General features: G+C 68.3%; 21 protein-coding genes. 13 read left to right on the top strand and 8 right to left on the bottom strand.

Features of this window, described 5'->3' with window-relative positions; translation table 11 throughout:
* Genes sufC through ACFVJ5_RS01595 form a run of 4 tightly spaced genes read right to left on the bottom strand, consistent with a single transcriptional unit; the run spans position 1 to position 4,206 of the window.
* Positions 1 to 768, bottom strand: coding sequence for a Fe-S cluster assembly ATPase SufC (gene sufC / locus ACFVJ5_RS01610; protein WP_378627111.1), 768 nt, complete (start codon positions 766 to 768; stop codon positions 1 to 3).
* 32 nt (positions 769 to 800) lie between these two features.
* A complete protein-coding gene (sufD, locus tag ACFVJ5_RS01605) occupies positions 801 to 1,979 on the bottom strand; it encodes a Fe-S cluster assembly protein SufD (protein ID WP_379217996.1) in 1,179 nt (392 codons plus the stop codon).
* Positions 1,979 to 3,415 carry a Fe-S cluster assembly protein SufB gene (gene sufB, locus ACFVJ5_RS01600; protein WP_062983114.1) on the bottom strand — a complete coding sequence of 479 codons (1,437 nt, stop codon included), beginning with the start codon at positions 3,413 to 3,415 and terminating at the stop codon, positions 1,979 to 1,981. Before sufB ends, sufD begins: the two co-directional genes overlap by 1 nt.
* Complete coding sequence (locus ACFVJ5_RS01595; RefSeq protein ID WP_266290357.1) at positions 3,412 to 4,206, bottom strand: metalloregulator ArsR/SmtB family transcription factor; 795 nt, start codon at positions 4,204 to 4,206, stop codon at positions 3,412 to 3,414. The genes sufB and ACFVJ5_RS01595 overlap by 4 nt, the downstream gene beginning before the upstream one ends.
* Before the next feature lie 329 nt (positions 4,207 to 4,535).
* Here ACFVJ5_RS01595 and ACFVJ5_RS01590 point away from each other — a divergent pair, with 329 nt between their 5' ends.
* The 5 genes from ACFVJ5_RS01590 to ACFVJ5_RS01570 all read left to right on the top strand — a co-directional run bounded on the left by ACFVJ5_RS01590 (position 4,536) and on the right by ACFVJ5_RS01570 (position 10,106).
* The gene (locus tag ACFVJ5_RS01590; protein ID WP_379219743.1) at positions 4,536 to 5,483 is read left to right on the top strand and encodes a rhomboid family intramembrane serine protease; all 948 of its coding nucleotides are present in this window, start codon (positions 4,536 to 4,538) and stop codon (positions 5,481 to 5,483) included.
* Between the two features lie 79 nt (positions 5,484 to 5,562).
* A complete protein-coding gene (gene mptB / locus ACFVJ5_RS01585; protein WP_379217993.1) occupies positions 5,563 to 7,281 on the top strand; it encodes a polyprenol phosphomannose-dependent alpha 1,6 mannosyltransferase MptB in 1,719 nt (572 codons plus the stop codon).
* A gap of 73 nt (positions 7,282 to 7,354) precedes the next feature.
* Positions 7,355 to 8,287 carry an ABC transporter ATP-binding protein gene (locus ACFVJ5_RS01580; protein ID WP_379217992.1) on the top strand — a complete coding sequence of 311 codons (933 nt, stop codon included), beginning with the start codon at positions 7,355 to 7,357 and terminating at the stop codon, positions 8,285 to 8,287.
* The gene (locus ACFVJ5_RS01575; RefSeq protein ID WP_379217990.1) at positions 8,284 to 9,066 is read left to right on the top strand and encodes an ABC transporter permease; all 783 of its coding nucleotides are present in this window, start codon (positions 8,284 to 8,286) and stop codon (positions 9,064 to 9,066) included. Before ACFVJ5_RS01580 ends, ACFVJ5_RS01575 begins: the two co-directional genes overlap by 4 nt.
* Before the next feature lie 68 nt (positions 9,067 to 9,134).
* Positions 9,135 to 10,106 (top strand): heme A synthase, encoded by a 972-nt coding sequence (locus tag ACFVJ5_RS01570; protein ID WP_379217988.1) that lies wholly within the window; start codon positions 9,135 to 9,137, stop codon positions 10,104 to 10,106.
* Between the two features lie 71 nt (positions 10,107 to 10,177).
* Here the strand turns inward: ACFVJ5_RS01570 and ACFVJ5_RS01565 are convergent, their stop codons facing one another.
* Positions 10,178 to 10,543 carry a hypothetical protein gene (locus ACFVJ5_RS01565; protein WP_378627099.1) on the bottom strand — a complete coding sequence of 122 codons (366 nt, stop codon included), beginning with the start codon at positions 10,541 to 10,543 and terminating at the stop codon, positions 10,178 to 10,180.
* A gap of 76 nt (positions 10,544 to 10,619) precedes the next feature.
* Here ACFVJ5_RS01565 and ACFVJ5_RS01560 point away from each other — a divergent pair, with 76 nt between their 5' ends.
* A complete protein-coding gene (locus tag ACFVJ5_RS01560; RefSeq protein ID WP_379217986.1) occupies positions 10,620 to 11,585 on the top strand; it encodes a quinone oxidoreductase family protein in 966 nt (321 codons plus the stop codon).
* Between the two features lie 14 nt (positions 11,586 to 11,599).
* Here ACFVJ5_RS01560 and ACFVJ5_RS01555 read toward each other — a convergent pair whose 3' ends face one another.
* The gene (locus ACFVJ5_RS01555; RefSeq protein WP_379217984.1) at positions 11,600 to 12,502 is read right to left on the bottom strand and encodes an oxidoreductase; all 903 of its coding nucleotides are present in this window, start codon (positions 12,500 to 12,502) and stop codon (positions 11,600 to 11,602) included.
* A 74-nt stretch (positions 12,503 to 12,576) separates the two neighbouring features.
* Here ACFVJ5_RS01555 and ACFVJ5_RS01550 point away from each other — a divergent pair, with 74 nt between their 5' ends.
* Positions 12,577 to 13,167: a TetR/AcrR family transcriptional regulator gene (locus ACFVJ5_RS01550; RefSeq protein ID WP_379217982.1), complete on the top strand. Its 591-nt coding sequence runs from the start codon at positions 12,577 to 12,579 to the stop codon at positions 13,165 to 13,167.
* On the opposite strand, the gene ACFVJ5_RS01545 is transcribed toward ACFVJ5_RS01550, so the two are convergent.
* Complete coding sequence (locus tag ACFVJ5_RS01545) at positions 13,164 to 13,766, bottom strand: TetR/AcrR family transcriptional regulator (protein WP_379217980.1); 603 nt, start codon at positions 13,764 to 13,766, stop codon at positions 13,164 to 13,166. The genes ACFVJ5_RS01550 and ACFVJ5_RS01545 overlap by 4 nt on opposite strands.
* A gap of 96 nt (positions 13,767 to 13,862) precedes the next feature.
* Between ACFVJ5_RS01545 and ACFVJ5_RS01540 the strand changes: the two genes are divergently transcribed.
* Entirely contained in the window at positions 13,863 to 15,329 is a 1,467-nt protein-coding gene (locus tag ACFVJ5_RS01540; RefSeq protein ID WP_379217978.1) for an FAD-dependent monooxygenase, read from the top strand.
* A 101-nt stretch (positions 15,330 to 15,430) separates the two neighbouring features.
* On the opposite strand, the gene ACFVJ5_RS01535 is transcribed toward ACFVJ5_RS01540, so the two are convergent.
* On the bottom strand, positions 15,431 to 16,366 hold the full coding sequence (locus tag ACFVJ5_RS01535) for a heme o synthase (protein WP_378628319.1): 936 nt from the start codon (positions 16,364 to 16,366) through the stop codon (positions 15,431 to 15,433).
* A 502-nt stretch (positions 16,367 to 16,868) separates the two neighbouring features.
* Here ACFVJ5_RS01535 and tkt point away from each other — a divergent pair.
* The 5 genes from tkt to pgl are packed head-to-tail and all read left to right on the top strand — an operon-like array spanning position 16,869 to position 23,407.
* A complete protein-coding gene (tkt, locus tag ACFVJ5_RS01530) occupies positions 16,869 to 19,010 on the top strand; it encodes a transketolase (protein ID WP_379217976.1) in 2,142 nt (713 codons plus the stop codon).
* Between the two features lie 4 nt (positions 19,011 to 19,014).
* The gene (gene tal / locus ACFVJ5_RS01525; RefSeq protein WP_378627090.1) at positions 19,015 to 20,148 is read left to right on the top strand and encodes a transaldolase; all 1,134 of its coding nucleotides are present in this window, start codon (positions 19,015 to 19,017) and stop codon (positions 20,146 to 20,148) included.
* Positions 20,149 to 20,152: 4 nt separating this feature from the next.
* Positions 20,153 to 21,724 (top strand): glucose-6-phosphate dehydrogenase, encoded by a 1,572-nt coding sequence (gene zwf, locus ACFVJ5_RS01520; RefSeq protein WP_379217974.1) that lies wholly within the window; start codon positions 20,153 to 20,155, stop codon positions 21,722 to 21,724.
* Positions 21,721 to 22,629, top strand: a complete 909-nt coding sequence (opcA, locus tag ACFVJ5_RS01515; protein ID WP_379219742.1) for a glucose-6-phosphate dehydrogenase assembly protein OpcA — start codon at positions 21,721 to 21,723, stop codon at positions 22,627 to 22,629. Before zwf ends, opcA begins: the two co-directional genes overlap by 4 nt.
* On the top strand, positions 22,622 to 23,407 hold the full coding sequence (gene pgl, locus ACFVJ5_RS01510; protein WP_379217972.1) for a 6-phosphogluconolactonase: 786 nt from the start codon (positions 22,622 to 22,624) through the stop codon (positions 23,405 to 23,407). The genes opcA and pgl overlap by 8 nt, the downstream gene beginning before the upstream one ends.
* The last annotated feature ends 23 nt before the right edge of the window (positions 23,408 to 23,430 follow it).

The raw sequence follows: 23,430 nt of genomic DNA, 5'->3' as shown, positions 1-23,430 counted from the left end.
TCAGGCTCCAGCGGTCGCGGACGTGAAGCGCTCGTAGCCGTTCGCGTCGAGTTCCTCGGCCAGCTCGGAGCCGCCTTCGGCGACGATCTTGCCGTTGACGAACACGTGCACGAAGTCGGGCTTGATGTAGCGCAGGATGCGGGTGTAGTGGGTGATCAGCAGCACGCCGCCGTCCGTACGCTCCTTGTAGCGGTTGACGCCCTCGGAGACGATGCGCAGAGCGTCGACGTCGAGGCCCGAGTCGGTCTCGTCGAGGATCGCGATCTTCGGCTTGAGCAGGCCGAGCTGCAGGACCTCGTGACGCTTCTTCTCGCCACCGGAGAAGCCCTCGTTCACCGAGCGGTCGGCGAAGGCCGAGTCGATGTCGAGTTCCTTCATCGACTCCTTCACCTCCTTGACCCAGGTGCGCAGCTTGGGGGCCTCGCCGCGGATGGAGGTGGCGGCGGTGCGCAGGAAGTTCGACATCGAGACGCCGGGGACCTCGACCGGGTACTGCATGGCCAGGAACAGGCCGGCGCGGGCGCGCTCGTCGACCGACATCGCGAGGACGTCTTCACCGTCGAGGGTGATGGTGCCCTGGGTGACGGTGTACTTCGGGTGGCCCGCGATCACATAGGACAGCGTGGACTTGCCCGAGCCGTTGGGGCCCATGATGGCGTGCGTCTCGCCGGACTTCACAGTCAGGTCGACGCCGTTGAGGATCTGCTTCGACTCACCCTCGGGGGTGGTGATCTCGGCGTGCAGGTCCTTGATTTCCAAGGTGGTCATCGAATTCGAATCCTTCGTTGCAGTAAGTGGTGTCAGATACCGACAGTGGCGAGTTCGGCCTCGATGGCCGCCTCGAGCCGCTCCCGGACCTCGGGGACCGTGACCTTCTGGATGATCTCGAAGAAGAAGCCGCGCACCACCAGGCGGCGGGCGACGTCTTCGGGAATGCCGCGAGCGCGCAGGTAGAACAGCTGCTCGTCGTCGAAACGGCCGGTGGCACTCGCGTGTCCGGCACCGGCGATCTCGCCGGTCTCGATCTCCAGGTTCGGCACCGAGTCGGCGCGCGCGCCGTCGGTGAGCACCAGGTTGCGGTTGGCCTCGTAGGTGTCGGTACCCTCGGCGGCCGCGCGGATCAGCACGTCGCCGATCCAGACTGTACGAGCGTCGCCCTTGGCCGAGGACGGATCACCCTGCAGCGCACCCTTGTAGAGCACATTGGACTTGCAGTTGGGCTCGGCGTGATCGACCAGCAGGCGCTGCTCGAAGTGCTGGCCCGCGTCGGCGAAGTACAGGCCGAACAGCTCCGCTTCGCCACCGGGACCGGCGTAGCGCACGGTGCCCGACAGACGAACCAGGTCACCGCCCAGCGTGGCCGACACATGGCGCAGGTTCGCGTCACGGCCGAGCTTCAGGTGATGCGCGGTGACGTGCACGGCGTCTTCGTTCCATTCCTGGACCGCGACGACGGTGAGCTTGGCGCTGTCACCGAGCACGAATTCGACGTTCTCGGCATAGGTTCCGCTGCCGCGCTGGTCGATGACCACGGTGGCGACGGCGAAGTTGTCCAGGCGCACCTGCAGGTGACCGTAGGCGGTCTTGCCCTCACCGGGACCGGTGATGGTGACGGTGACCGGGTCCGACACTTCGGTTTCCGGGCCGACGGTGATCACGGTCGCCTCGGAGAAACCCGAATAGGCCTGGGCGGCAACACGATCGGCGGGAGTACCGGCCTGACCGAGACGAGAGTCGGTACGGCCCACCGTTTCCACGGTGACTCCGGCGACCTCGCTCACCTCGACCACTGCCTGACCATCGGCGACGGCGGTGCCGTCGTGCAGGCCGCGCAGCCGACGCAGCGGGGTGAACCGCCACGCCTCGTCGCGACCCGACGGGACCTCGAACTGGTCGACGTCGAACGAGGTGAAGACCTCGCCCTTGTTGACCGCGGCGCCCGCGCCAGGATTCTGGATCGGCGTCTCGAGCGTCGACATCAGCCCACGGCCCCTTCCATCTGCAGCTCGATGAGCCGGTTCAGTTCCAATGCGTATTCCATCGGCAATTCCTTGGCGATCGGCTCCACGAAGCCACGCACGATCATCGCCATCGCCTCGTCCTCGGTGAGGCCGCGGCTCATCAGGTAGAACAGCTGCTCCTCGGAGACCTTGGAGACGGTCGCCTCGTGACCCATCGTCACGTCGTCCTCGCGGATGTCGACGTAGGGGTAGGTGTCGGAGCGGCTGATGGTGTCGACCAGCAGGGCGTCACACTTCACGGTCGACTTGGAACCGTGGGCGCCCTTGTTGATCTGGACCAGACCGCGGTACGACGCGCGACCGCCGCCACGCGCCACCGACTTCGACACGATGGTCGAGGAGGTGTGCGGGGCCAGGTGCAGCATCTTGGCGCCGGTGTCCTGGTGCTGGCCGGGGCCCGCGAACGCGACCGAGAGGACCTCGCCGTGCGCGTGCTCGCCGGTCATCCAGACCGCCGGGTACTTCATGGTGACCTTGGAGCCGATGTTGCCGTCGACCCACTCCATGGTGGCGCCCGCTTCGGCCTTGGCCCGCTTGGTGACCAGGTTGAACACGTTGTTCGACCAGTTCTGGATGGTCGTGTAGCGGCAGCGGCCGCCCTTCTTCACGATGATCTCCACGACCGCGGAGTGCAGCGAGTCGGACTTGTAGATCGGCGCTGTACAACCCTCGACGTAGTGGACGTAGGCGTCCTCGTCGACGATGATCAGCGTCCGCTCGAACTGGCCCATGTTCTCGGTGTTGATCCGGAAGTAGGCCTGCAGCGGGATGTCGACGTGCACGCCCGGCGGCACGTAGATGAACGAGCCACCCGACCAGACGGCGGTGTTGAGCGCGGAGAACTTGTTGTCACCGGCGGGGATGACCGAACCGAAGTACTTGTGGAAGATCTCCGGGTGCTCCTTCAACGCCGTATCGGTGTCGAGGAAGATGACGCCCTGCTTCTCCAGGTCCTCGCGGATGGAGTGGTAGACGACCTCGGACTCGTACTGCGCCGCGACACCGGAGACCAGACGCTGCTTCTCCGCTTCCGGGATGCCCAGCTTGTCGTAGGTGTTCTTGATGTCCTCGGGCAGGTCTTCCCAGCTCTCGGCCTGCTTCTCGGACGAGCGCACGAAGTACTTGATGTTGTCGAAGTCGATGCCCTCGAGGTTGGAACCCCAGTTGGGCATGGGCTTGCGGTCGAAGATGCGCAGCGCCTTGAGGCGCAGGTCGAGCATCCACTCCTCTTCGCTCTTCTTGGCCGAGATGTCGCGAACGACAGCCTCCGACAGGCCACGTTGGGCGCTGGCGCCTGCCACATCGGAGTCGGACCAGCCGTAACCGTAGGTGCCCAGCGAGGCGATGGTTTCGTCCTGGGTAAGCGGTTGTACCTGGTCGGTCGAGGTCGTCATTCGGCACTCCTTCCGGAGTCGTTCGTTCGTCCCGCCGCGGGCTGTGCGGCGGTTGGGATCTTCGGCACCGCGACCAGCGGTACGTGGGTGGTGCAGGCGCAATCGCCGTTGGCGATCGTCGCAAGGCGCTGCACGTGGGTACCGAGCAGGTCGCGGAAAGCGTCCAATTCGGCGGCGCACAACTGGGGGAACTCCTCGGCGACATGGGCCACCGGGCAGTGGTGCTGACAGATCTGCACACCGGCGCCGACCTGACGGGTGGTGGCGGCGAAACCGGCCTCGGCGAACGCTTCCGCGATCTCCTCGACCTTGGCCTCGATCACCGGTGCGGTGTGGTCGGCGACGGGTTCGATGCCGTCGACGATCACGCGAACCCGCTTGCGCGCGAATTCGGCGATCGCGGCGTCGCCACCGATCTCGCCGAGCTGGCGAATCGCCGCCCCGGCCAGATCGTCGTAGGCGTGACCGAGGTTGCCCCGGCCCGCCGCGGTGAGCTGGTATTGCTTGGCCGGTCGACCGCGCCCTTTCTGCTGCCACGGCGCGGAGCGGCTCGCCCGAGCCTGGCCCGCGTCGATCAGCGCGTCGAGGTGCCTGCGCACCCCGGCGGGCGCGAGACCGAGTTCGGTGCCGATCGCCGTCGCGGTGATCGGCCCCTGCTCGAGCAGCAACTGGACGATGGCCGCCCTGGTCTGCCCTTCGTGCGCGGTCGCCGCGGGGACAGCCGACGACCGAGCGCCGGTCGTCTTACGACCGTCACTTTCCACGTCTGTCCGCAAACCCACGGTTTTCACAACACCAGTGTGGCGGAATTACTTCCCTAAATCTAATAAGGGTCACCTGACAAAGGGTGCCCTGACCTGCGAGGAAGATCATCGGGGCGCTCCCCCACCCGACAAAACCCCAGGTGCGGACCCTGCGGCCCGATCGCCGACGCTCGGCCGGGTGACCCATCGCACAGATCGGCTACCGCGATCACCCGGCGCCCAGCAACACCGAACCCGGCACCGGACGGTCCGTCCAGCACGTTCGCACAGCGTTGCTCGCCGTCGATATTCGCACCACAACGCGACGATCGACGCCTCCGGGTGCGCGGTGGCGAACACGGCGGGCGCGGGGTGCGATCTGGCACGATGGCAGGGTGTCGAACCCGCTCACACCAACGTGTGTCCGTCATCCCGATCGGCCTACCGGACTCGCGTGTACGCGATGCGGGCGGCCCGCCTGTCCCGATTGTCTGCGACCGGCCGCGGTCGGGCAGCACTGCGTGGACTGTGTCCGGCAGGGGCAGCGGGACGTGCGACCGGTGCGGACCGTCGGCGGCGCGCGTGAAGGCGGCGCGGTTCCGTACATGACCTACGGGTTGATCGCGGTCAATGTGCTGGTCTATGTGCTCACCGCGGCGCAGGCCGGCAGTCCTATGTACAACTACCGCGGGTCGTCGGTGTTCCGGGAGTTCGTGCTGGTGCCGCTGCTGGTGGCCGACGGCGAGTGGTGGCGGCTGCTCGGGTCGGGGTTCCTGCACTACGGCGCGATCCACCTGCTGGTCAACATGTTCGCCCTGTACGTCGTGGGGCGCGACCTCGAGCAGGTGCTGGGCAGGGTCAGGTACGGCTGCGTCTATCTGGTCTCGTTGCTGGGTGGGTCGGCGGCGGTGATGGCGCTGTCGGACTCGGTGACGGCGACGGCCGGCGCCTCCGGGGCGGTGTACGGCCTGTTCGGCGCTGTCACGGTGACGCTGATCCGGTTGCGGCAGAGCCCGACCCCGATGCTGGTGGTCATCGGCGTGAACGTGCTGATCAGTTTCTCGATCCCGGGGATCTCGCTGTGGGGCCACCTCGGCGGCCTGGCCGCGGGCACGTTGAGCGCGCTCGGCATCCTGTTCGTGCCCGGCTGGCTGTCGGCCCGCGATCAGCGGTCCGCGCAGCGCATCGGCTGGGCGGCGCTCGGCGCGGTGGCGCTGATCTGCGTGGCCGTGATCATCGCCGCCGCGCTCTCGTTGCGCTCGGACCCGGCGTTCGTCGGACCACCGGCCGTGGCCGCGCCGACCCCCGTCGAAGCACCCAGGTAGTCCGCCGCGACCGGCGCACCCGCGGTGGGTGAACGACTGACGAACCCTGTCGGGTCCACGCACACTAGGCTCTGACTTCGTGGCGGTACTGGAGGGCGCGGCGCGCAAGACACTGGCGTTCGGGCGGCGAGCTCTCGGGCTCGACGTGTCGGCGCCCGATCACACCGTCGCGGTGCTGCATCGCGACGAGACCGAGGTCCCCGGGCTCGACAAGACCGAACGCGCGCAACTGGACCGGATCCGGCTGATGGGCGCGACCGGCGCGGTGCTGATGGCGATCGCGGCGCTGGGCATCGGCGCCCAACCCGTGCACCAGAATCCGGTCTCGGGCGTGCGGGTGCTCGGCATCTTCGCGCGAGCGCACACCGGATCCCTCGCGATGTGCATGTTCGGCACCGCGCTGGTGATCGGTGCGTGGTTGCTGCTCGGGCGCTTCGCGATCGGCGGGCTCGCGGGTTCGCCACTGCACCGGCTGAGCCGCTCGCAACTGGACCGCACGCTGCTGCTGTGGATCATTCCGCTGTCCGTGGCGCCCCCCATGTTCAGCAACGACGTCTATTCCTATCTGGCACAGAGCGAGATCGCCGCCCGCGGCATCGACCCCTATTCCGAAGGCCCTGTCGCCGGACTCGGAATCGACAATGTGCTCACCAACAATGTGCCGACGATCTGGCGCGATACGCCCGCGCCGTACGGTCCGCTGTTCCTCTGGATCGGTCGCGGTATCGCGGAGCTCACCGGGGACAACATCATCGCCGGGGTGTGGGTGCACCGTTTGCTGGCGCTGGCCGGGGTGGCGCTGATCGTGTGGGCGCTGCCGCGGTTGTCGGTGCGGTGCGGGGTGGCGCCGGTGAGTGCGCTGTGGCTCGGCGCGGCCAATCCGCTGGTGCTGTTCCACCTGGTCGGTGGCGTGCACAACGACGCGCTGATGCTCGGGCTGATGCTGGCCGGGGTGGAGCTCATGCTGCGCGCGATCTACGGCGAAGGAGGCAGACCCGATCGGCTGACGGCCACGAATCTGCCCCCCTTCGACGGGCGCGCCTACGGGCTGCTGATCGGTGGCGCGGTGGTGATCACGCTGTCGTCATCGATCAAGCTCACCTCCATCATCGCGCTCGGCTTCGTCGGAATGGCGCTGGCCAGACGCTGGGGCGGCACGCTCACCGCCGTCGCCAAGGCCGCGGCCCTGCTGGGCGTCATCGCCGTGGCGACAACGCTTCTCATCGGTTTCGCCAGTGGGCTCGGCTTCGGCTGGGTCAATACCCTCAGCGTCGCCAACGCCGTCCGGAGCTGGATGTCGCTACCCACCATCATCGGGATCGTCACCGGTTTCGGCGGTGTGCTGCTCGGGCTGGGCGACCACACCACCGCGCTGCTGTCGATCACCCGGCCCATCGCGGCGGTGGTCGCGGGCTACGTGACGGTTCGCATGCTCGTCGCCACCGGCATGGGCCGACTCCACCCTGTCGGCGCGCTCGGCGTCGCGCTCGCGGCCATTGTGCTGCTGTTCCCGGTGGTCCAGCCCTGGTACCTGCTCTGGGCGATCGTGCCGCTGGCCGCCTGGGCCACCCAGCCGGTGTTCCGCGTGCCCGCCGTCGCCTTCTCGGCGGTGGTCTCCATGCTGGTGATGCCGCGCGGTGCGGAATTCCAGGTCTTCCAGATCATCGGCGCCGCGCTCGCGGCCGTCGTGTGCTTCGCGTTGTTCTTCGCGCTCACCCGGCACACGCTGCCCTGGCGGGCGCAGCCGGGGGTGTCGGCTCCGTCACAGGAGGGCACGGCTTACCGTGTGACAACGTGAGGGAGCGCAGCGAGCGAACCAAGGGCACAGCACCTTTTGGCGCGACGGAGCCGAGCGTCAGCGAGGCGCAGTTGTGACAACACGCCCTGGACCCGCCGTTAGCGTCGACGGTGTGGTCAAGCGCTATGGCGAGACCACAGCGGTAGACGGTCTCCGGTTCGACGTGGAGCCCGCCCAGGTGTTCGCTCTGCTCGGCCCCAACGGCGCGGGCAAGACCACCACCGTCGAGATGTGCGAGGGCTTCGTGCGCCCGGACGCGGGCACGGTCCGCGTCCTCGGTCTCGACCCGATCGCCGACTCCGAGCAGTTGCGTCCGCGCATCGGCGTGATGCTCCAGGGCGGCGGCGCCTACCCCGGCGCCCGCGCGGGCGAGATGCTCGATCTGGTCGCGTCCTACTCCGCCGATCCGATCGATCCCGACTGGCTGCTGTCGACGCTGGGTCTACAGGACAATCGCCGCACTCCCTATCGTCGCCTGTCGGGTGGTCAGCAGCAGCGCCTGGCGCTCGCGTGCGCGCTGGTCGGCAAGCCCGAGATCGTGTTCCTCGACGAACCCACCGCCGGTCTGGACGCGCAGGCCCGGCTGATCGTCTGGGAACTCATCGACGCCCTGCGCCGCGACGGCGTGAGCGTCGTGCTCACCACGCACATGATGGACGAGGCCGAGCAGCTCGCCGACCAGCTCGTCATCATCGATCACGGGCAGATCGTCGCCCAGGGCACGCCCGCCGAGGTCACCGCCCACGGCGCCGCGGGCCAGCTGAGATTCTGCGCCCCACCGAAACTCGATCTGAACCTGCTCACCTCGGCTCTCCCGGAAGGCTTTTCGCCGCGCGAGACGACACCGGGCACCTACCTCGTCGAGGGCGAGATCAACCCGCAGGTGCTGGCCACCGTCACCGCCTGGTGCGCCAGGATGGACGTGCTGGCCACCGACATCCGTATCGACCAGCGTCGCCTCGAAGACGTCTTCCTCGAACTGACCGGACGGGACCTGCGCGGATGAGCGAGACCACCAGCCGTTTCCTGCCCGGCACCTTCACCCCCGATCCGCGGCCCGCCTCGCGCGCGACGATGCTCACCGCCCAGACCGGGCTCGAGCTGAAACTGTTGTTGCGCAACGGCGAACAGCTGCTGCTCACCATGTTCATCCCGATCACCCTGCTCGTCGGTCTCACCCTGCTGCCGTTCGGTGATCTGGGCGAGCACCGGGTCGACCGGATCGTGCCGATGGTGATGATGACCGCGGTGATGTCGACCGCGTTCACCGGCCAGGCCATCGCGGTCGGCTTCGACCGCCGCTACGGCGCCCTCAAACGGCTCGGCGCGACACCGCTGCCCCGCTGGGGCGTGATCGCGGGCAAGTGCGCGGCCGTGCTCATCGTGGTGGTGCTCCAGGCGATCCTGCTCGGCGCGATCGGTGTCGCGCTGGGCTGGCGGCCCGGGATCGACGGGCTCGCCCTCGGCGCGCTGGTGATCGCCCTCGGCACGGCCACCTTCGCGGCGATGGGATTGCTGCTGGGCGGGACGCTCAAGGCCGAGGTCGTGCTGGCGCTGGCCAATATCCTGTGGTTCATCATGCTCGGCATCGCCAGCCTGGTACTCGTCGGCGACACCCTGCCCACCGCGCTGACCGTGATCGCGCGGCTCATCCCGTCCGGGGCGCTGGCCTTCGCGCTGGACACGGCACTGACGGGGTCGATCGACTGGTTCGGGGTGGCGGTGCTCGCGGCCTGGGGCGTGGTGTGCGGATGGCTGGCGACCCGGCTGTTCCGGTTCCACTGACGTGACCAACGACGCACTGTAGTAGCCCTGGTATCAGCGTCGAATTGTCGGCCGGTACCATTCCTGACGTGCTGTATCGCGCCTTCGTTGGCCTCGTCGACCGGCTGCCGCTCCCCTCGCTGCGGGTGCAGCGGCTCATCGCCATCGCGGTGATCCTGAGCCAGGCGGGAATCTCGGTGACCGGCGCGATCGTGCGCGTCACCGCCTCCGGCCTCGGCTGCCCGACCTGGCCGCAGTGCTTCCCCGGCAGCTTCACTCCCATCGGGGTGTCGGAAGTTCCGGTCCTGCACCAGACCGTGGAGTTCGGCAACCGGCTGCTCACCTTCGCGGTGACGCTGTGCGCCGGGCTGATCGTGCTCGCCGTCATCCGGGCACGGCGGCGCAGGGAAGTCCTCGTCTACGCCTGGCTGATGCCCGCGGGCACGGTCGTGCAGGCCGTCATCGGCGGTATCACCGTGCGCACCGGGCTGCTGTGGTGGACCGTGGCGGTGCACCTGCTCGCGTCGATGGCGATGGTCTGGCTCGCGGTGGTGCTGTACGCGAAGATCTGCGAGCCCGACGACGGCATCGAGACCGTCCAGGTGCCCGCTCCCCTGCGCTGGCTCACCGCGCTGTCCGGTGTGGCGCTCGCGGGTGTGCTCATCGCGGGCACCCTGGTCACCGCGGCCGGGCCCCATGCCGGCGACAAGAGCATCGAGCGGCAGGTCGAGCGGCTGGAAGTCGAGATCGTCACGCTGGTGCACCTGCACTCCCAGTTGCTGATCGGCTACCTGGCGCTGCTGATCGGACTCGCCTTCGGCCTGTACGCGGTCGGTATGTCGGCGGCCATCCGCAAGCGATTGTTCGTGCTGCTCGGACTGGTGCTGGCGCAGGCGCTCGTCGGCATCGTGCAGTACTTCACCGATGTGCCCGCCGCCCTCGTCGCCATCCACGTCGGCGGGGCCGCGGCCTGCACCGCGGCGACCGCCGCACTGTGGGCGTCTCTGCGCACGCGCGAGCAGATCGACGCGCCCGCCCTGTCGCAGACCTCCGTGCGCTGACGTCCGGCACCCCGAACAGCGAAAAAGCCCGCGTCGCAGTGCGATTCGCGGGCTTTTCTCGTCTCTGGGCGTCAGGCGCCTGCGAACAACTTCCAGTTGCGCGCCTTCGGGAACTTGGTCTGGTGGGCGACCCAGCCGGCCATCTTGGCCCAGTGCGTCGGGGCGGGGGTCACGATCGAGCCCAGCTCGCGACTCCATTCGTCGGTCTCGGCGAGGCCGTCGACGCGCTCCACGAGCGCCTTCGCGGTCGCCATGTCGCCGACCACCCGGTCGCCGAGGATGCCGTCGGCACCGACCAGGGTGATCCGCACGCCCTGCTTGCCGATGTACTGCAGCACGGCCGTTCCCGAACCACCGTGCTGGGCGAGGAACTTCACGATGGACTTCTCGACCTCGGCCGGCACCTTCACGGCCTCGGGGGCGGCGGTTGTACTCATGAACCGCAGTTTACCGGCAGGTAGTTTTCAGTCCAGCCTCGAGTGGCCTGGAACACGGGGTGTAGAAAGAGGACTCATGCGCGCGATTCAGGTTTCCGAGCACGGTGGTCCCGAGGTCCTGCAGTACGTCGAGGTGACAGACCCGCAGGCCGGGCCCGGTCAGCTGCTGGTCGAGACCCAGGGTGTGGGCGTCAACTACATCGACATCTACTTCCGCACCGGCCAGTATCCGCAGGCGACGCCCTACATTCCCGGCTCCGAGGGCACGGGCATCGTGGTGGCGATCGGTTCTGATGTCACCGAGTTCGCCGTCGGCGACCGCGTCGCCTGGGCGTCGGCGCCCGGCAGCTACGCGGACCTGGTCGCGGTCGACGAGGCCGTGGCGGTGAAGGTGCCCGACGACGTCGAACCGGCCGTCGCGGCCGCCGCCCTCCTGCAGGGCATGACCGCCCACTACCTGACCGAATCGGTGTTCTCCCCCGAACCCGGCGACCCGGTACTCATCCACGCGGGCGCCGGCGGCGTCGGGCTGCTGCTCACTCAGATGGCCGTCGCGAAGGGCGCCCGAGTCATCACCACGGTCTCCACCGACGCCAAGGAGAAGCTGTCCCGCGAAGCGGGCGCCACCGACGTCCTGCACTACGGCGACGACCTGGCCGCACGCGTCCGTGACCTCACCGACGGCATCGGCGTCGCCGCGGTCTACGACGGTGTCGGCGCCAGCACCTTCGAAGCGAGCCTCGCCTCCCTCCGAATCCGCGGCACCCTCGCGCTGTTCGGCGCGGCCAGCGGCGCGGTCCCGCCCTTCGACCCGCAACGCCTCAACCCGGCCGGTTCCCTCTGGCTCACCCGCCCGTCCCTGGGCGCCTACACCCGCGACCGCACCGAATTCCTGTGGCGTGCAACGGATGTCTTCGACTGGATCGCCGCAGGAACCCTGAACCTCCGCATCGGCGCCACCTACCCGCTGGCTGAGGCGGCCCAGGCCCAGCGCGATCTCGCGGCGCGGAAGACCACGGGCTCGATCGTGCTGCTGCCGTAGCCCCGACTGCCCACTCACCCAGGGAAGCGGACACCGGTCAGGTCCTCAGAGGCCTCCCAGAGCCGGCGCGCGCTCTCGCGGTCCATCGAGCGAGAGCTCGACCGCACCCGCTCCGGATAGCCGCCGATCTCGAAAAGTCCTGAGGGTCCGTAGTATTCGCTCCCCTGCGCGGCCGGATCGGTCGCGGCACGCAGCGTCGGGAGCGCCCCCATGGCGGGGGTGCGCCCGAACAGCCGGGCGATGGCCAGATTCGGCAGACGGAAGACCGCCGGGGAGTACCGGAACACCTCGGTGCTCGCCCCGCCGGGATGAGCGGCCAGCGCGCGGGCCGACGTTCCCGCGAGCCGGCGATCGAGCTCATAGGTGAACAGCAGATTCGCCAATTTCGATACGGCATAAGCATTTCCAGCGGATCTCGCAGGGTCGTCGAGATCGATTCGCCCGAAGCGGTGGCCGATGCTGCTGACGGTCACCACCCGCCCGGCCCCGGCTGCGACGAGGCGATCCAGCAACAGTCCGGTGAGCGCGAAATGGCCGAGGTGGTTGATCCCGAACTGGATCTCGAAGCCGTCCTCGGTCGCGCCGGACAGCCCGGTGACACCGGCATTGTTGATCAGCAGATCGACGCGGTCGTAGCGACTGCGCACCATCTCGGACGCGGCACGGACCGACGTGAGAGACGCCAGGTCGAGGGTCACCGTGTCGATCCCCGCTCCGGGTACCCGCAGCGCGATGCGCTCGGCAGCGTCGGCCGCTTTACCGGAATCGCGACAGGCGAGCACTACGGTGGCGCCTCGCGCGGCCAGGGCTCGTGCGGTTTCGAAACCGAGTCCGGTGTTGGCGCCGGTGACGACCGCGATTCGCCCGGCCAGGCCGGGGATGTCGGCTTCGGACCACTTCATGACAGCTCCTAACATGAACGGTGCATTCACATTAAAGTGAACCAGTCGTTCATGTTATTGGCAAGGCACTCGAGAAGGATGGCACCGAGATGACCGACCGACCCCTGCGCGCGGACGCGCGGCGCAATCGCGAGGCGATCGTCGCCGCCGCCCGCGAACTCGTCATCCGCGAAGGTCCGGGCATCGGCATGGACGAGATCGCCACGGCAGCGGGTGTCGCGACCGGCACGCTGTATCGACACTTCCCGACCAAGCAGGATCTGATCCAGAGCATCGTGGCCGACCTGGCCGAGGCGATCGACCGGTCGCTGAACTCGGCGCTCGCCGGAGTCGCGGACGGGACCAGCTCGGCCGTCGACGAGGTGATCGCGCTACTGCGCCACGTGATGATCGATATGCACCAGGAACGCCTGCTCCGGTTCGCCGTCGCCGGGGTCGCCGAGGACTCGCTCCGCGAGATCCAGGCGCGCGGGCGTGCCGCCGTCGAGCAGTTGGTCGCCGCCGCGCACCGCAACGATTCGCTCTACCCGGACATCACCGCGGACGACGTGGTCCTCTTGCTGTCCACCGCGCCGACCGACGCCATGTCCGAGGTGGAGCAGTCACGTTGGTTGACGCTGGCACGCCGAGCACTCACACCGAACCCGAGCACCGGAGTTCGGAACTCGGAGCGCGGCTAGTAGTCGCGGCCGGTCAGACCGCGGTAGACGAAACGGGTGATCGACTCGATCGCCTCCTCGTCACTGAGGGACACCGAGCCGTCTTCGACCATGCGCAACATCCCGTCGACCGCGGCGAACATCATCGCCAGGCTGGCGTCGACCGTTCCCGGCAGGCGCAGTCCGCGTTCCGGGAAGTCCGCCACATGGTCGGCGATATCGGTGCGTTGTTCGGCGCCGAAGCCCGCGATGATCCGGGCGAAATCCGGGCTGACCTGCGCCGCCTGGCCCATCGCGCGCAGAACCGAGGCGTGTTCGCGGGCGAAGGTCCAGTAGCCACGGACGTGGTAGCGGACCGCGGCCGGGTCGGTGAAGTCGCCGTTGTGCTCCGGGTCGGCCGCTCGCTCGTCGCTTGCCACCGCCATATCGCGCAGAAGTGCTTGCAGCAGTTCCTCTTTGCTCGCGAAGTGGTTGTAGAACGAGCCCGCCGCGCGGCCCGCGGCGGTGGTGATATCGGTGATCTTCGCGTTCAGGTAGCCGTGTTCGGCGAAGACCTGCCGGGCGGCGTCCTTGAGCGCCTGCTCGGTCTCCGCGGATTTCTCGCGCCTGCTGCCCACCACCGGACATCACCTCCTTGACAAGCACGGTACCAACACTGAAACTGAATTCATATTCACTGAATATCAGTTCAGTTCTTGTCGCAGGAGGCATTTCCCATGTCAGAACAGGTACTCATCGCCGGTGCGGGCCCGACCGGTCTCACCCTCGCCCTCGATCTCGCACGGCGCGGCGTGCACGTCCGGCTCGTCGACCGAGCCGATTCACCGTTTCAGGGATCGCGCGGCGACGGCATCCAACCGCGCACCCTGGAAGTGTTCGACGATCTCGGCGTCGTCGACGCGGTACTGGCCGCCGGGCGCGAGGTCCCGGTGATGCACGCCTACTTCGCGGGAACCTTCGTCGGCGAGCGCCGGATGGCCGAACCGGTCGAGCCGACCCCGGATGTGCCGTATCCGAATACCTGGGTGCTCGGTCAGTCCGACACCGAAGCGATCCTGCGAGCGCGGCTCGCCGAGCTCGGGGTGACGGTCGAATTCGCCACGGCGCTGGTCGATTTCACCCAGGACGAGGCCGGCGTCACCGCGACACTGCAACACGGCGACACATCGGAGACGGTGCGCGCGAGGTATCTGGCCGGTGCCGACGGTGGCGCGAGCACGGTCCGCAAGCGCCTCGGGATCGCGTTCGAGGGCAGCACCGACGACTCGATCAAGATGCTGCTCGGCGATGTCCGCGCCGACTCCCTCGACCACGAGTACGGCTATTGGTTCGCCGCCGCGGCCGACCAGCCGATGACCGGCTTCGCCCTGTCCCCACTGCCGGGCGCGCGGCGCTTCCAGTTCGCCGCCCCGCTGACCGACGACCGCTTCCCCGATCTGGCCACCCTGCAGGAACTCGCCGACCGCCACGGCCCCGGGACAGGCCTGGCGCTGAGCGACCTGTCCTGGATCACGGTGTGGCGTCCCAATATTCGACTCGCCGAACGCTTCCGTGACGGCCGGGTGTTCCTCGCGGGCGATGCCGCCCACGTCCACCCGCCCACCGGCGGTCAAGGCTTGAACACCGGCGTGCAGGACGCCTACAACCTGGGCTGGAAACTGGCCGCCGCCCTCGGCGGTGACTCCGCCCCGCTCGACACCTACGAACCCGAACGCCGCACGGTCGCGGCCCGGATCCTCGGCCTGAGCACCGAACTCCTCGACAAACTCGTCGACGGCGACGAGGACGCGATGCACCGCGGCCCCGAAACCCGCCAGCTCGCCATCACCTATCGCTCCCCCGCCGACGAGGGCCCCCTCGTCGCGGGCGACCGCGCACCGGACGCCACACTGCACGACGACACCGGCCGCCCGATCCGCCTGTTCGACCTCTTCCGAGGCCCTCACGCCACCCTGCTGCGTTTCGCCCCGAAGCCAGGGTCTCCGGCGACGGACGCAGCCATCGATCAGCCCGGCCTGCGCACAGTCGAGATCCACCGGGTGGGCGCACCGAGCGGCCGATCCGTCGAGACCGCGTTCACCACACTCGTCGACACCGACGGTCACGCCTTCACCGCCTACGCGGCCACCTCCGGCACCGACATCCTGATCCGACCCGACGGCCACCTCGCACATCGCTGGTGAGCTCGCACCGACCACTCCCTGATCCGGCGAGGCCGCGGCCCGGCACAGTCCGGACATGACAGTGGCCGGGCATCGCCGCCCGGCCACTGTTCGAGAACGTCTTACAGCCCGACGAGGCTGCCGATCGTGTCCCACCCGAGCACCGAGTCGACGGCCAGACCACAGAACACCACCGCGAGGTAGTTGTTCGACTGCAGGAACAGCTTCAGCGGCTTCACCGACTCGCCACGGCGGACCCCGGCGTAGAGCTGGTGCGCCATCAGCAGGAACCAGGCGCCGGCCACCAGGGCGACCGCCGCGTAGATGACACCCGTCGCGGGCACCAACGCCATCGTCGCCAGCACCGTCAACCAGGTGTAGATGACGATCTGCTTGGTCACCACCTGCTCGGTCGCGACCACCGGCAGCATCGGCACGCCCGCGGCGCGGTAGTCCTCCTTGTAGCGCATGGCCAGCGCCCAGGTGTGCGGCGGCGTCCAGAAGAAGATCACCGCGAACAGCACCACCGCGGGCCAGCCGATCGTGCCGGTCACCGCGGACCAGCCCACCAGCGCGGGCATGCAGCCGGCCGCGCCGCCCCACACCACGTTCTGCGAGGTCCGGCGCTTGAGGCCCTTGGTGTAGACGAAAACGTAGAACAAGATCGTCGCGACGACCAGCAACCCGCTGAGCAGGTTGGCCTGCCACCACAGCCAGGCGAAGGAGATCGCGCCGAGCACGACACCGAAGACGAACGCGTGTGAGGTGGGCACCGCCTCGCGGGCCAGCGGGCGGCGCGCGGTCCGCTTCATCACCTTGTCGATATCGGCGTCGGCCACACAGTTGAGAGTGTTGGCGCTGGCCGCGCCCATCCAGCCACCGAACAGGGTGACCAGGATCAGCCGGATGTCCACTGTGCCGCGGTCGGCCAGCAACATCGTCGGAATGGTGGCAACGAGCAGCAACTCGATGACGCGTGGTTTGGTGAGCGCGATGTAGGCAAGGGGCTTGCGCACTATCCGCGCGGCGAGGCTGTCGCCCTGGAGTCGGTCGGCCAGCGCCGTCGACGAAGTTCCGTGCGCACCGCTACTACCCGGCTCGTGACCGATCCGCACTGTTTCTCCTCGCACGCTGTGCTTCGCTTCGCTTCCGGTAATGGAACGAGCAGCGCGCGGCTGCGGCGCGGCCACTACTACAGAGGATGGTAGACCCACTCACCTGCCGCTCCGCGCCAGACCCCCGCCACCGTGGGCGCGGTCACTACGCCCCACGAGCCCCCATCCGGGGCCCACGCAGCGGTGAACCCGCATCGACGCGCAGGTGAACGGCATCGCGACGGGCTCCGCCCGCGCGGCGGCGATGGTCTACACCGCACACCGCCGACTCACGGCGATCCGAACTAGACTCAACGCCAGGGTTCGCGCCAACCGCTGTAGCAGCACCACTAGGGTATTCCTGTACATCGGTACGCATCCCGGCCGCGTGCGACCCGCTGTCGAACATCATCGCCGCTGCCAAGCTATCGCCGTCGACGAAACCTAGGTCAGGAGAACTACGGTCGTGCCAGTCACAGACGACATTCGCGCCCTCACTCAGCGGAACTATCCCAGCGACTGGACGGACCTCGACACCAAGGCCGTCGACACCGCCCGGGTACTCGCTGCCGACGCCGTGCAGAAGGCGGGCAACGGGCACCCCGGTACCGCGATGAGCCTCGCGCCGGTCGCCTACACCCTCTTCCAGCGCACGATGCGCCACAACCCCGCGGACCCGAGCTGGGTCGGTCGCGACCGGTTCGTGCTGTCCTGTGGGCATTCCAGCCTCACCCTCTACATCGAGCTCTACCTGGCCGGTTTCGGCCTGGAGCTGACCGACCTCGAGCAGCTGCGCCAGTGGGGCTCGCTCACCCCGGGCCACCCCGAGTTCCGCCACACCGACGGCGTCGAGATCACCACCGGACCGCTGGGTCAGGGCCTGGCCTCGGCGGTCGGTATGGCGATGGCCGCGCGACGTGAGCGCGGGCTGTTCGATCCGGACGCCCCCGAGGGCACCAGCCCGTTCGACCACTTCATCTACACCATCGCCTCCGACGGCGACCTGCAGGAGGGCGTCACCGCCGAGGCCTCCTCGATCGCGGGTACCCAGCAGCTGGGCAACCTCGTGGTGATCTACGACGACAACGAGATCTCCATCGAGGACGACACCGACATCGCCTTCACCGAAGACGTGGCCAAGCGCTACGAGGCCTACGGCTGGCAGGTGCAGATCGTCGAGGGCGGCGAAGACGTGGTGGCCATCGAGCAGGCTCTTGCCGCGGCGAAAGCCGAGACCAGCAAGCCCTCGATCATCATCCTGCGCACCATCATCGGCTTCCCGGCCCCGAACAAGATGAACACCGGTGGCGCGCACGGCGCCGCGCTCGGCCCCGACGAGGTCGCCGCGGTGAAGAAGGCGCTGGGCTTCGACCCGGAGAAGTCCTTCGACGTCGACCCGGCCGTCATCGAACACACCCGCGAGGCACTGGCCCGCGGCGCGCAAGCACAGGCGCAGTGGCAGCAGAGCTTCGACGCGTGGGCCGAGTCCAACCCGTCGAACAAGGAGCTGTTCGATCGTCTGCAGACCCGGTCGCTGCCCAAGGGCTGGACCGAGGCGCTGCCGAGCTTCGAGGTCGATCCCAAGGGCATGGCCACCCGCAAGGCGTCGGGCAAGTTCCTCGCCGCGGTCGCCGACGAGCTGCCCGAGCTGTGGGGCGGGTCGGCCGACCTGGCCGAGTCCAACAACACCACGATGCCCGGCCAGGCGAGCTTCGGCCCCGAGTCGATCTCCACCGGCGCGTGGAAGGCCAACCCGTACGGGCGCACCCTGCACTTCGGTATCCGTGAGCACGCGATGGGCTCGATCCTCAACGGCATCGCGCTGCACGGCCCGACCCGCCCCTACGGCGGCACCTTCCTGGTGTTCAGCGACTACATGCGCCCGGCTGTCCGCCTGGCCGCGCTGATGCGGGTGCCCGCCATCTACGTGTGGACCCACGACTCCATCGGCCTCGGCGAGGACGGCCCGACCCATCAGCCGGTCGAGCACCTGGCCGCGCTGCGCGCGATCCCCGGCCTCAACGTCGTTCGCCCCGCGGATGCCAACGAGACCGTCCACGCCTGGCGCACCGTGCTCGAGCGTGATTCCGACGAGCACACCTCGCACTTCCCGGTGTACGAGTCGCCGCAGCAGGACGGCCCGTCCGCGCTGGCACTCACCCGCCAGGACGTGCCGACCCTGGAAGGCACCAGCTACGAGGGTGTCAAGAAGGGCGGCTACGTGCTGGTCGAGGCGTCCACCGGCACACCGGAAGTGATCCTCATCGGCACCGGCTCCGAGGTCCACCTCGCGGTCGCCGCGCGCACTACCCTGGAAGAGCAGGGCATCCCGACCCGCGTGGTCTCGATGCCGTGTGTGGAGTGGTTCGACGTGCAGGAACAGGGATACCGCGACGAGGTGCTGCCCCCGTCGGTGCGGGCCAGGGTCGCGGTGGAGGCCGGTATCGCGATGCCGTGGCACCGATTCGTCGGTGACGCGGGTGAAGTCGTCGGTATCGATCACTTCGGCGCGTCGGCCGACTACAAGACTCTGTACCGCGAATTCGGTATCACCCCCGATGCCGTCGTCCGCGCGGCACTGCGTTCCACCGACAAGGTGAAGGGGTAAAACCATGGCACAGAACGAGAATCTCGCCGCGCTCTCGGCCGCGGGCGTCTCGGTGTGGCTCGACGATCTCTCGCGAGAACGCATCCAGTCCGGCAATCTCGCCGACCTGGTCGCGACCCGCAGCGTCGTCGGCGTCACCACCAACCCGAGCATCTTCCAGGCCGCGATGAGCGTGGGCCACGCCTACGACGCGCAGCTGAAAGACCTTGCGGCCCAAGGCGCCGACGCCGACGCTGCGATCCGCACGATGACCACCGACGACGTGCGCGCCGCCTGCGACGTGCTCGCGCCGGTGTTCGAGGCGACCGGCGGCGTGGACGGACGGGTGTCGATCGAGGTCGACCCCCGGTTCGCCTTCGACGCCGACAAGACCGTCGCCCAGGCGATCGAGCTGTGGAAGATCGTCGACCGCAAGAACCTGTTCATCAAGATCCCGGCCACCGAGGCCGGACTGCCCGCCATCACCTCGGTGATCACCGAGGGCATCAGCGTGAACGTGACGCTGATCTTCTCGGTGCCGCGCTACCGCGCGGTGATGGGCGCCTACCTCGACGGTCTGCGCAACGCCAAGATCGGTGGCCACGACCTGGCCAAGATCCACTCGGTGGCGTCGTTCTTCGTCTCCCGCGTGGATACCGAGATCGACAAGCGCCTCGAGGCGATCGGCACCCCGGAGGCGCTCGCCCTGCGCGGCAAGGCCGGTGTGGCCAACGCGCGGCTGGCGTACGCCGAGTACCAGGACGTGTTCGACGGTGGCGCGCACACCTCCACCTACAACCACCTGGCCGCCCAGGGCGGCAACCGGCAGCGGCCGCTGTGGGCGTCGACCGGGGTGAAGAACCCGGATTACCCCGACACCCTCTACGTCACCGAGCTCGTCGGCCCGAACACGGTCAACACACTGCCGGAGAAGACGCTGCAGGCGTTCGCCGATCACGGTGAGGTGCTGGGCGACACGCTCAGCGGCCGTGGCGCCGAGGGCGCTCAGGTCTTCGCCGATCTGGCGGCGGTCGGTATCGATCTCGACGATGTGTTCGCGCTGCTCGAGCGCGAAGGCGTCGAGAAGTTCGAGAGCGCGTGGGGCGAACTGATCGAGGCCACCACCGGCCAGCTCGACATCGCGGCGGAGGGCAACTAGCACGATGGCCGGCACAGCATCGACGGATCAGGCGGCGGGGCTGTGGCACAACCCCCTGCGCGACGAACGCGACAAACGGGTCCCCTTCATCGCGGGCCCGTGCTGCATGGTGATCTTCGGTGTCACCGGAGATCTGTCCCGCAAGAAGCTGATGCCGGCCATCTATGACCTGGCGAACCAGGGGCTGTTGCCCCCTGGTTTCGCCCTGGTCGGCTTCGCCCGGCGCAACTACGCCGACGAAGACTTCGCCTCGGTGGTACTCGAGGCCGTGAAGAAGCACGCGCGCACCCCCTTCCGCCAGGAGGTCTGGGACCACCTGGCCGAAGGGCTGCGGTTCGTGCAGGGCAGTTTCGACGACGACGCGGCTTTCTCGACCCTCGCCGACACTCTGAAGAATCTCGACGAGACCCGCGGCACCGGCGGCAATTACGCCTTCTACCTGTCGATTCCGCCGAACATGTTCCCCGTGGTGCTCGATCAGCTCTCCGAGCACGACCTGGCCCAGGCCAAGCCGGAGCCCGACGGGTACACCCCGTGGCGGCGCGTGGTGATCGAGAAGCCCTTCGGCCACGACCTGACCAGCGCCAAGGAACTCAACGCCCTGGTCAACCGGGTTTTCCCCGAAGAGCAGGTCTTCCGCATCGACCACTACCTCGGCAAGGAAACGGTCCAGAACATCCTGGCGCTGCGTTTCGCCAATGAGTTGTTCGAGCCGATCTGGAACGCCAACTATGTCGACAGCGTGCAGATCACCATGGCCGAGGACATCGGATTGGGTGGTCGCGCGGGCTATTACGACGGGATCGGCGCCGCCCGTGACGTCATCCAGAACCACCTGTTGCAGCTGCTCGCGCTGACCGCGATGGAGGAGCCGACCTCCTTCGAGCCGATGCAGCTCACCACCGAGAAGATCAAGGCCCTCTCGGCCACCAAACTCGTCGCGCCGCTGGACGAGACGACCGCGCGCGGCCAGTACACCGAAGGCTGGCAGGGCAGCGAACACGTCGTCGGTCTGCATCAGGAAGAGGGTTTCGATCCGCAGTCGCGGACCGAGACCTACGCCGCGCTCACCCTGCACGTGGAGAACCGGCGGTGGGCAGGTGTGCCGTTCTATCTGCGCACCGGAAAACGCCTGGGCCGCAGGGTGACCGAGATCGCGGTGGTGTTCAAACGCGCGCCGCACCTGCCCTTCGACCAGACCATGACCGAGGAGCTCGGCCAGAACGCGCTGGTCATCCGGGTGCAGCCGGACGAGGGCATCACCCTGCGATTCGGCTCCAAGGTCCCCGGTTCCGGCATGGAAGTGCGCGATGTGAACATGGACTTCAGCTACGGCGAGGCGTTCACCGAGTCCTCCCCCGAAGCCTACGAACGGCTCATCCTCGACGTGCTGCTCGGCGTGCCGTCGCTGTTCCCGGTCAACGCGGAGGTCGAATTGTCCTGGCGCATCCTCGATCCCGTGCTCGCGCACTGGGCCGCGGGCGGCAAACCCGAACCCTACGAGGCCGGGACCTGGGGTCCCACCTCGGCCGATGAGATGCTCGCGCGCAGCGGGCGGGAATGGCGGCGTCCGTGATCGTCGACATGCCCGACACCAACACCGTCGATGTCGGTAAGCGGATGGTCCAGTTGCGCGAGACCAACGGCGTGATCACTCAGGGCCGGGTGCTCACGCTGGTGGTGTGCACGCTGGACTCCTCCGAGGCCGAGGACGCGATCGACGCCGCCAACGACGCCAGCCGCGAACACCCCTGTCGGGTCATCGTGCTGGCCCGCGGTGACCGCGACGCCGAGACCCGCCTCGACGCTCAGATCCGCGTGGGTGGCGACGCCGGTGCGGCCGAGGTGATCGTGCTGCGCCTGCAGGGCGCGCTGGTGAACCACGAGAGCAGCGTCGTGACCCCGTTCCTGCTGCCCGACACCCCGGTGGTGGCGTGGTGGCCGCGTGGCGCGCCGGACTTCCCGTCGATGGATTCGGTGGGCAAGCTGGCCAAGCGCCGCATCACCGATGCCACCTACGCCCCCGATCCGCAGGCCGCGATCAAGAAGCGCCGCTACTCCTACGCGACCGGTGATACCGATCTGGCGTGGAGCCGCATCACCTACTGGCGGGCGCTGCTGGCCGCGGCGCTGGACGAGCCGCCGTTCGAACCGGTCACGTCGGTGACGGTGTCGGGCCTGGCCTCCGAACCCGCGCTCGACACCTTGGCCGGTTGGCTCGCCTCCCGTCTGCACTGCCCGGTGATCCGCAAGACCGGGGAGCTGAAGGTGGTAATCCAGCGCGCCACCGATTCGATCGCCATCGAACGCCCGCAACTAGGAAGGACGGCCACGCTGACCCGCACCGGCGAACCCGACCAGCGGATCGCGCTGGCACGCCGGGAAACTCGCGATTGTCTCGCCGAAGAACTGCGCCGGCTCGATGCCGACGAGATCTACGCCGAGGCGCTCGCCGGAATCGAGAAGGTGACCTATGAGTGACCACATAGACGTGCACGACGACCTCGGTGCCGAATTCCCCGCCAACACGATCGAGATCCACGACGACGCCGAGTTTCTCGCCGACGCGGCCGCCGAGCGCTTCGTCGATGTGATCGTCTCCGCCCAGGCCGAACGCGGCCACGCCTCGGTCTCGCTCACCGGTGGCAGCGACGGCATCCGCCTGCTCCAACGCGTCCGCCAGACCCCGGGCGACATCGACTGGTCCACCCTCTACGTCTACTGGGGCGACGAGCGTTTCGTCCCCGCGGGCGACAAGGACCGCAACGAACTCCAGGCCCGCGAGGCGCTGCTGGACTTCGTCCCGCTGAACCCGGCCCACGTCTTCCCGATCGGCCCCTCCGACGGCCCCTACAGCACCCCGGAGGAAGCCGCGGCCGCCTACGCCCAGGTCGTGCACACCGAACTCGACGAACGCGGCGAGTTCGACCTCACGGTCCTTGGCATGGGCCCCGAAGGCCACATCGACTCCCTGTTCCCGCACTCACCCGCGGTCCAGGAGACAACGGATTATGTTGTCGCCGTACACAATTGCCCGAAGCCCCCGCCTACGCGGGTCACCATGACCCTGCCCGCGATCCACCGCTCCCGCCACGTGATGCTCGTGGTCAGCGGCGAAGGCAAGGCCGCCGCGGTGGCCGCCGCCGTCAACGGCGCCTCCCCGGACGACATCCCGTCGGCCGGCGCGGTCGGCATCGAGTCGACCACCTGGGTGATCGACGAGCCGGCTGCCTCAGATCTGCTGCTCGACGACGAATAGACACCTGTTCGAGGGCCGGTTCC

The organism is Nocardia sp. NPDC127606 (assembly GCF_042671725.1).
In the GTDB taxonomy this organism is placed as follows: domain Bacteria; phylum Actinomycetota; class Actinomycetes; order Mycobacteriales; family Mycobacteriaceae; genus Nocardia.
The sequence above is the reverse complement of the archived record's forward strand: the minus strand, read 5'-3'. Positions and strand labels throughout refer to the sequence as shown.

Excerpts from the sequence above, each read along its gene's own strand:
- sufD (WP_379217996.1), bottom strand. The coding sequence starts at position 1,979 with ATGTCGACGCTCGAGACGCCGATCCAGAATCCTGGCGCGGGCGCCGCG.
- tal (WP_378627090.1), top strand. The coding sequence starts at position 19,015 with ATGGCACAGAACGAGAATCTCGCCGCGCTCTCGGCCGCGGGCGTCTCG.
- sufB (WP_062983114.1), bottom strand. The coding sequence starts at position 3,415 with ATGACGACCTCGACCGACCAGGTACAACCGCTTACCCAGGACGAAACC.
- ACFVJ5_RS01575 (WP_379217990.1), top strand. The coding sequence starts at position 8,284 with ATGAGCGAGACCACCAGCCGTTTCCTGCCCGGCACCTTCACCCCCGAT.
- ACFVJ5_RS01550 (WP_379217982.1), top strand. The coding sequence starts at position 12,577 with ATGACCGACCGACCCCTGCGCGCGGACGCGCGGCGCAATCGCGAGGCG.
- ACFVJ5_RS01555 (WP_379217984.1), bottom strand. The coding sequence starts at position 12,502 with ATGTTAGGAGCTGTCATGAAGTGGTCCGAAGCCGACATCCCCGGCCTG.
- sufC (WP_378627111.1), bottom strand. The coding sequence starts at position 768 with ATGACCACCTTGGAAATCAAGGACCTGCACGCCGAGATCACCACCCCC.
- ACFVJ5_RS01540 (WP_379217978.1), top strand. The coding sequence starts at position 13,863 with ATGTCAGAACAGGTACTCATCGCCGGTGCGGGCCCGACCGGTCTCACC.
- ACFVJ5_RS01560 (WP_379217986.1), top strand. The coding sequence starts at position 10,620 with ATGCGCGCGATTCAGGTTTCCGAGCACGGTGGTCCCGAGGTCCTGCAG.
- ACFVJ5_RS01565 (WP_378627099.1), bottom strand. The coding sequence starts at position 10,543 with ATGAGTACAACCGCCGCCCCCGAGGCCGTGAAGGTGCCGGCCGAGGTC.
- zwf (WP_379217974.1), top strand. The coding sequence starts at position 20,153 with ATGGCCGGCACAGCATCGACGGATCAGGCGGCGGGGCTGTGGCACAAC.
- pgl (WP_379217972.1), top strand. The coding sequence starts at position 22,622 with ATGAGTGACCACATAGACGTGCACGACGACCTCGGTGCCGAATTCCCC.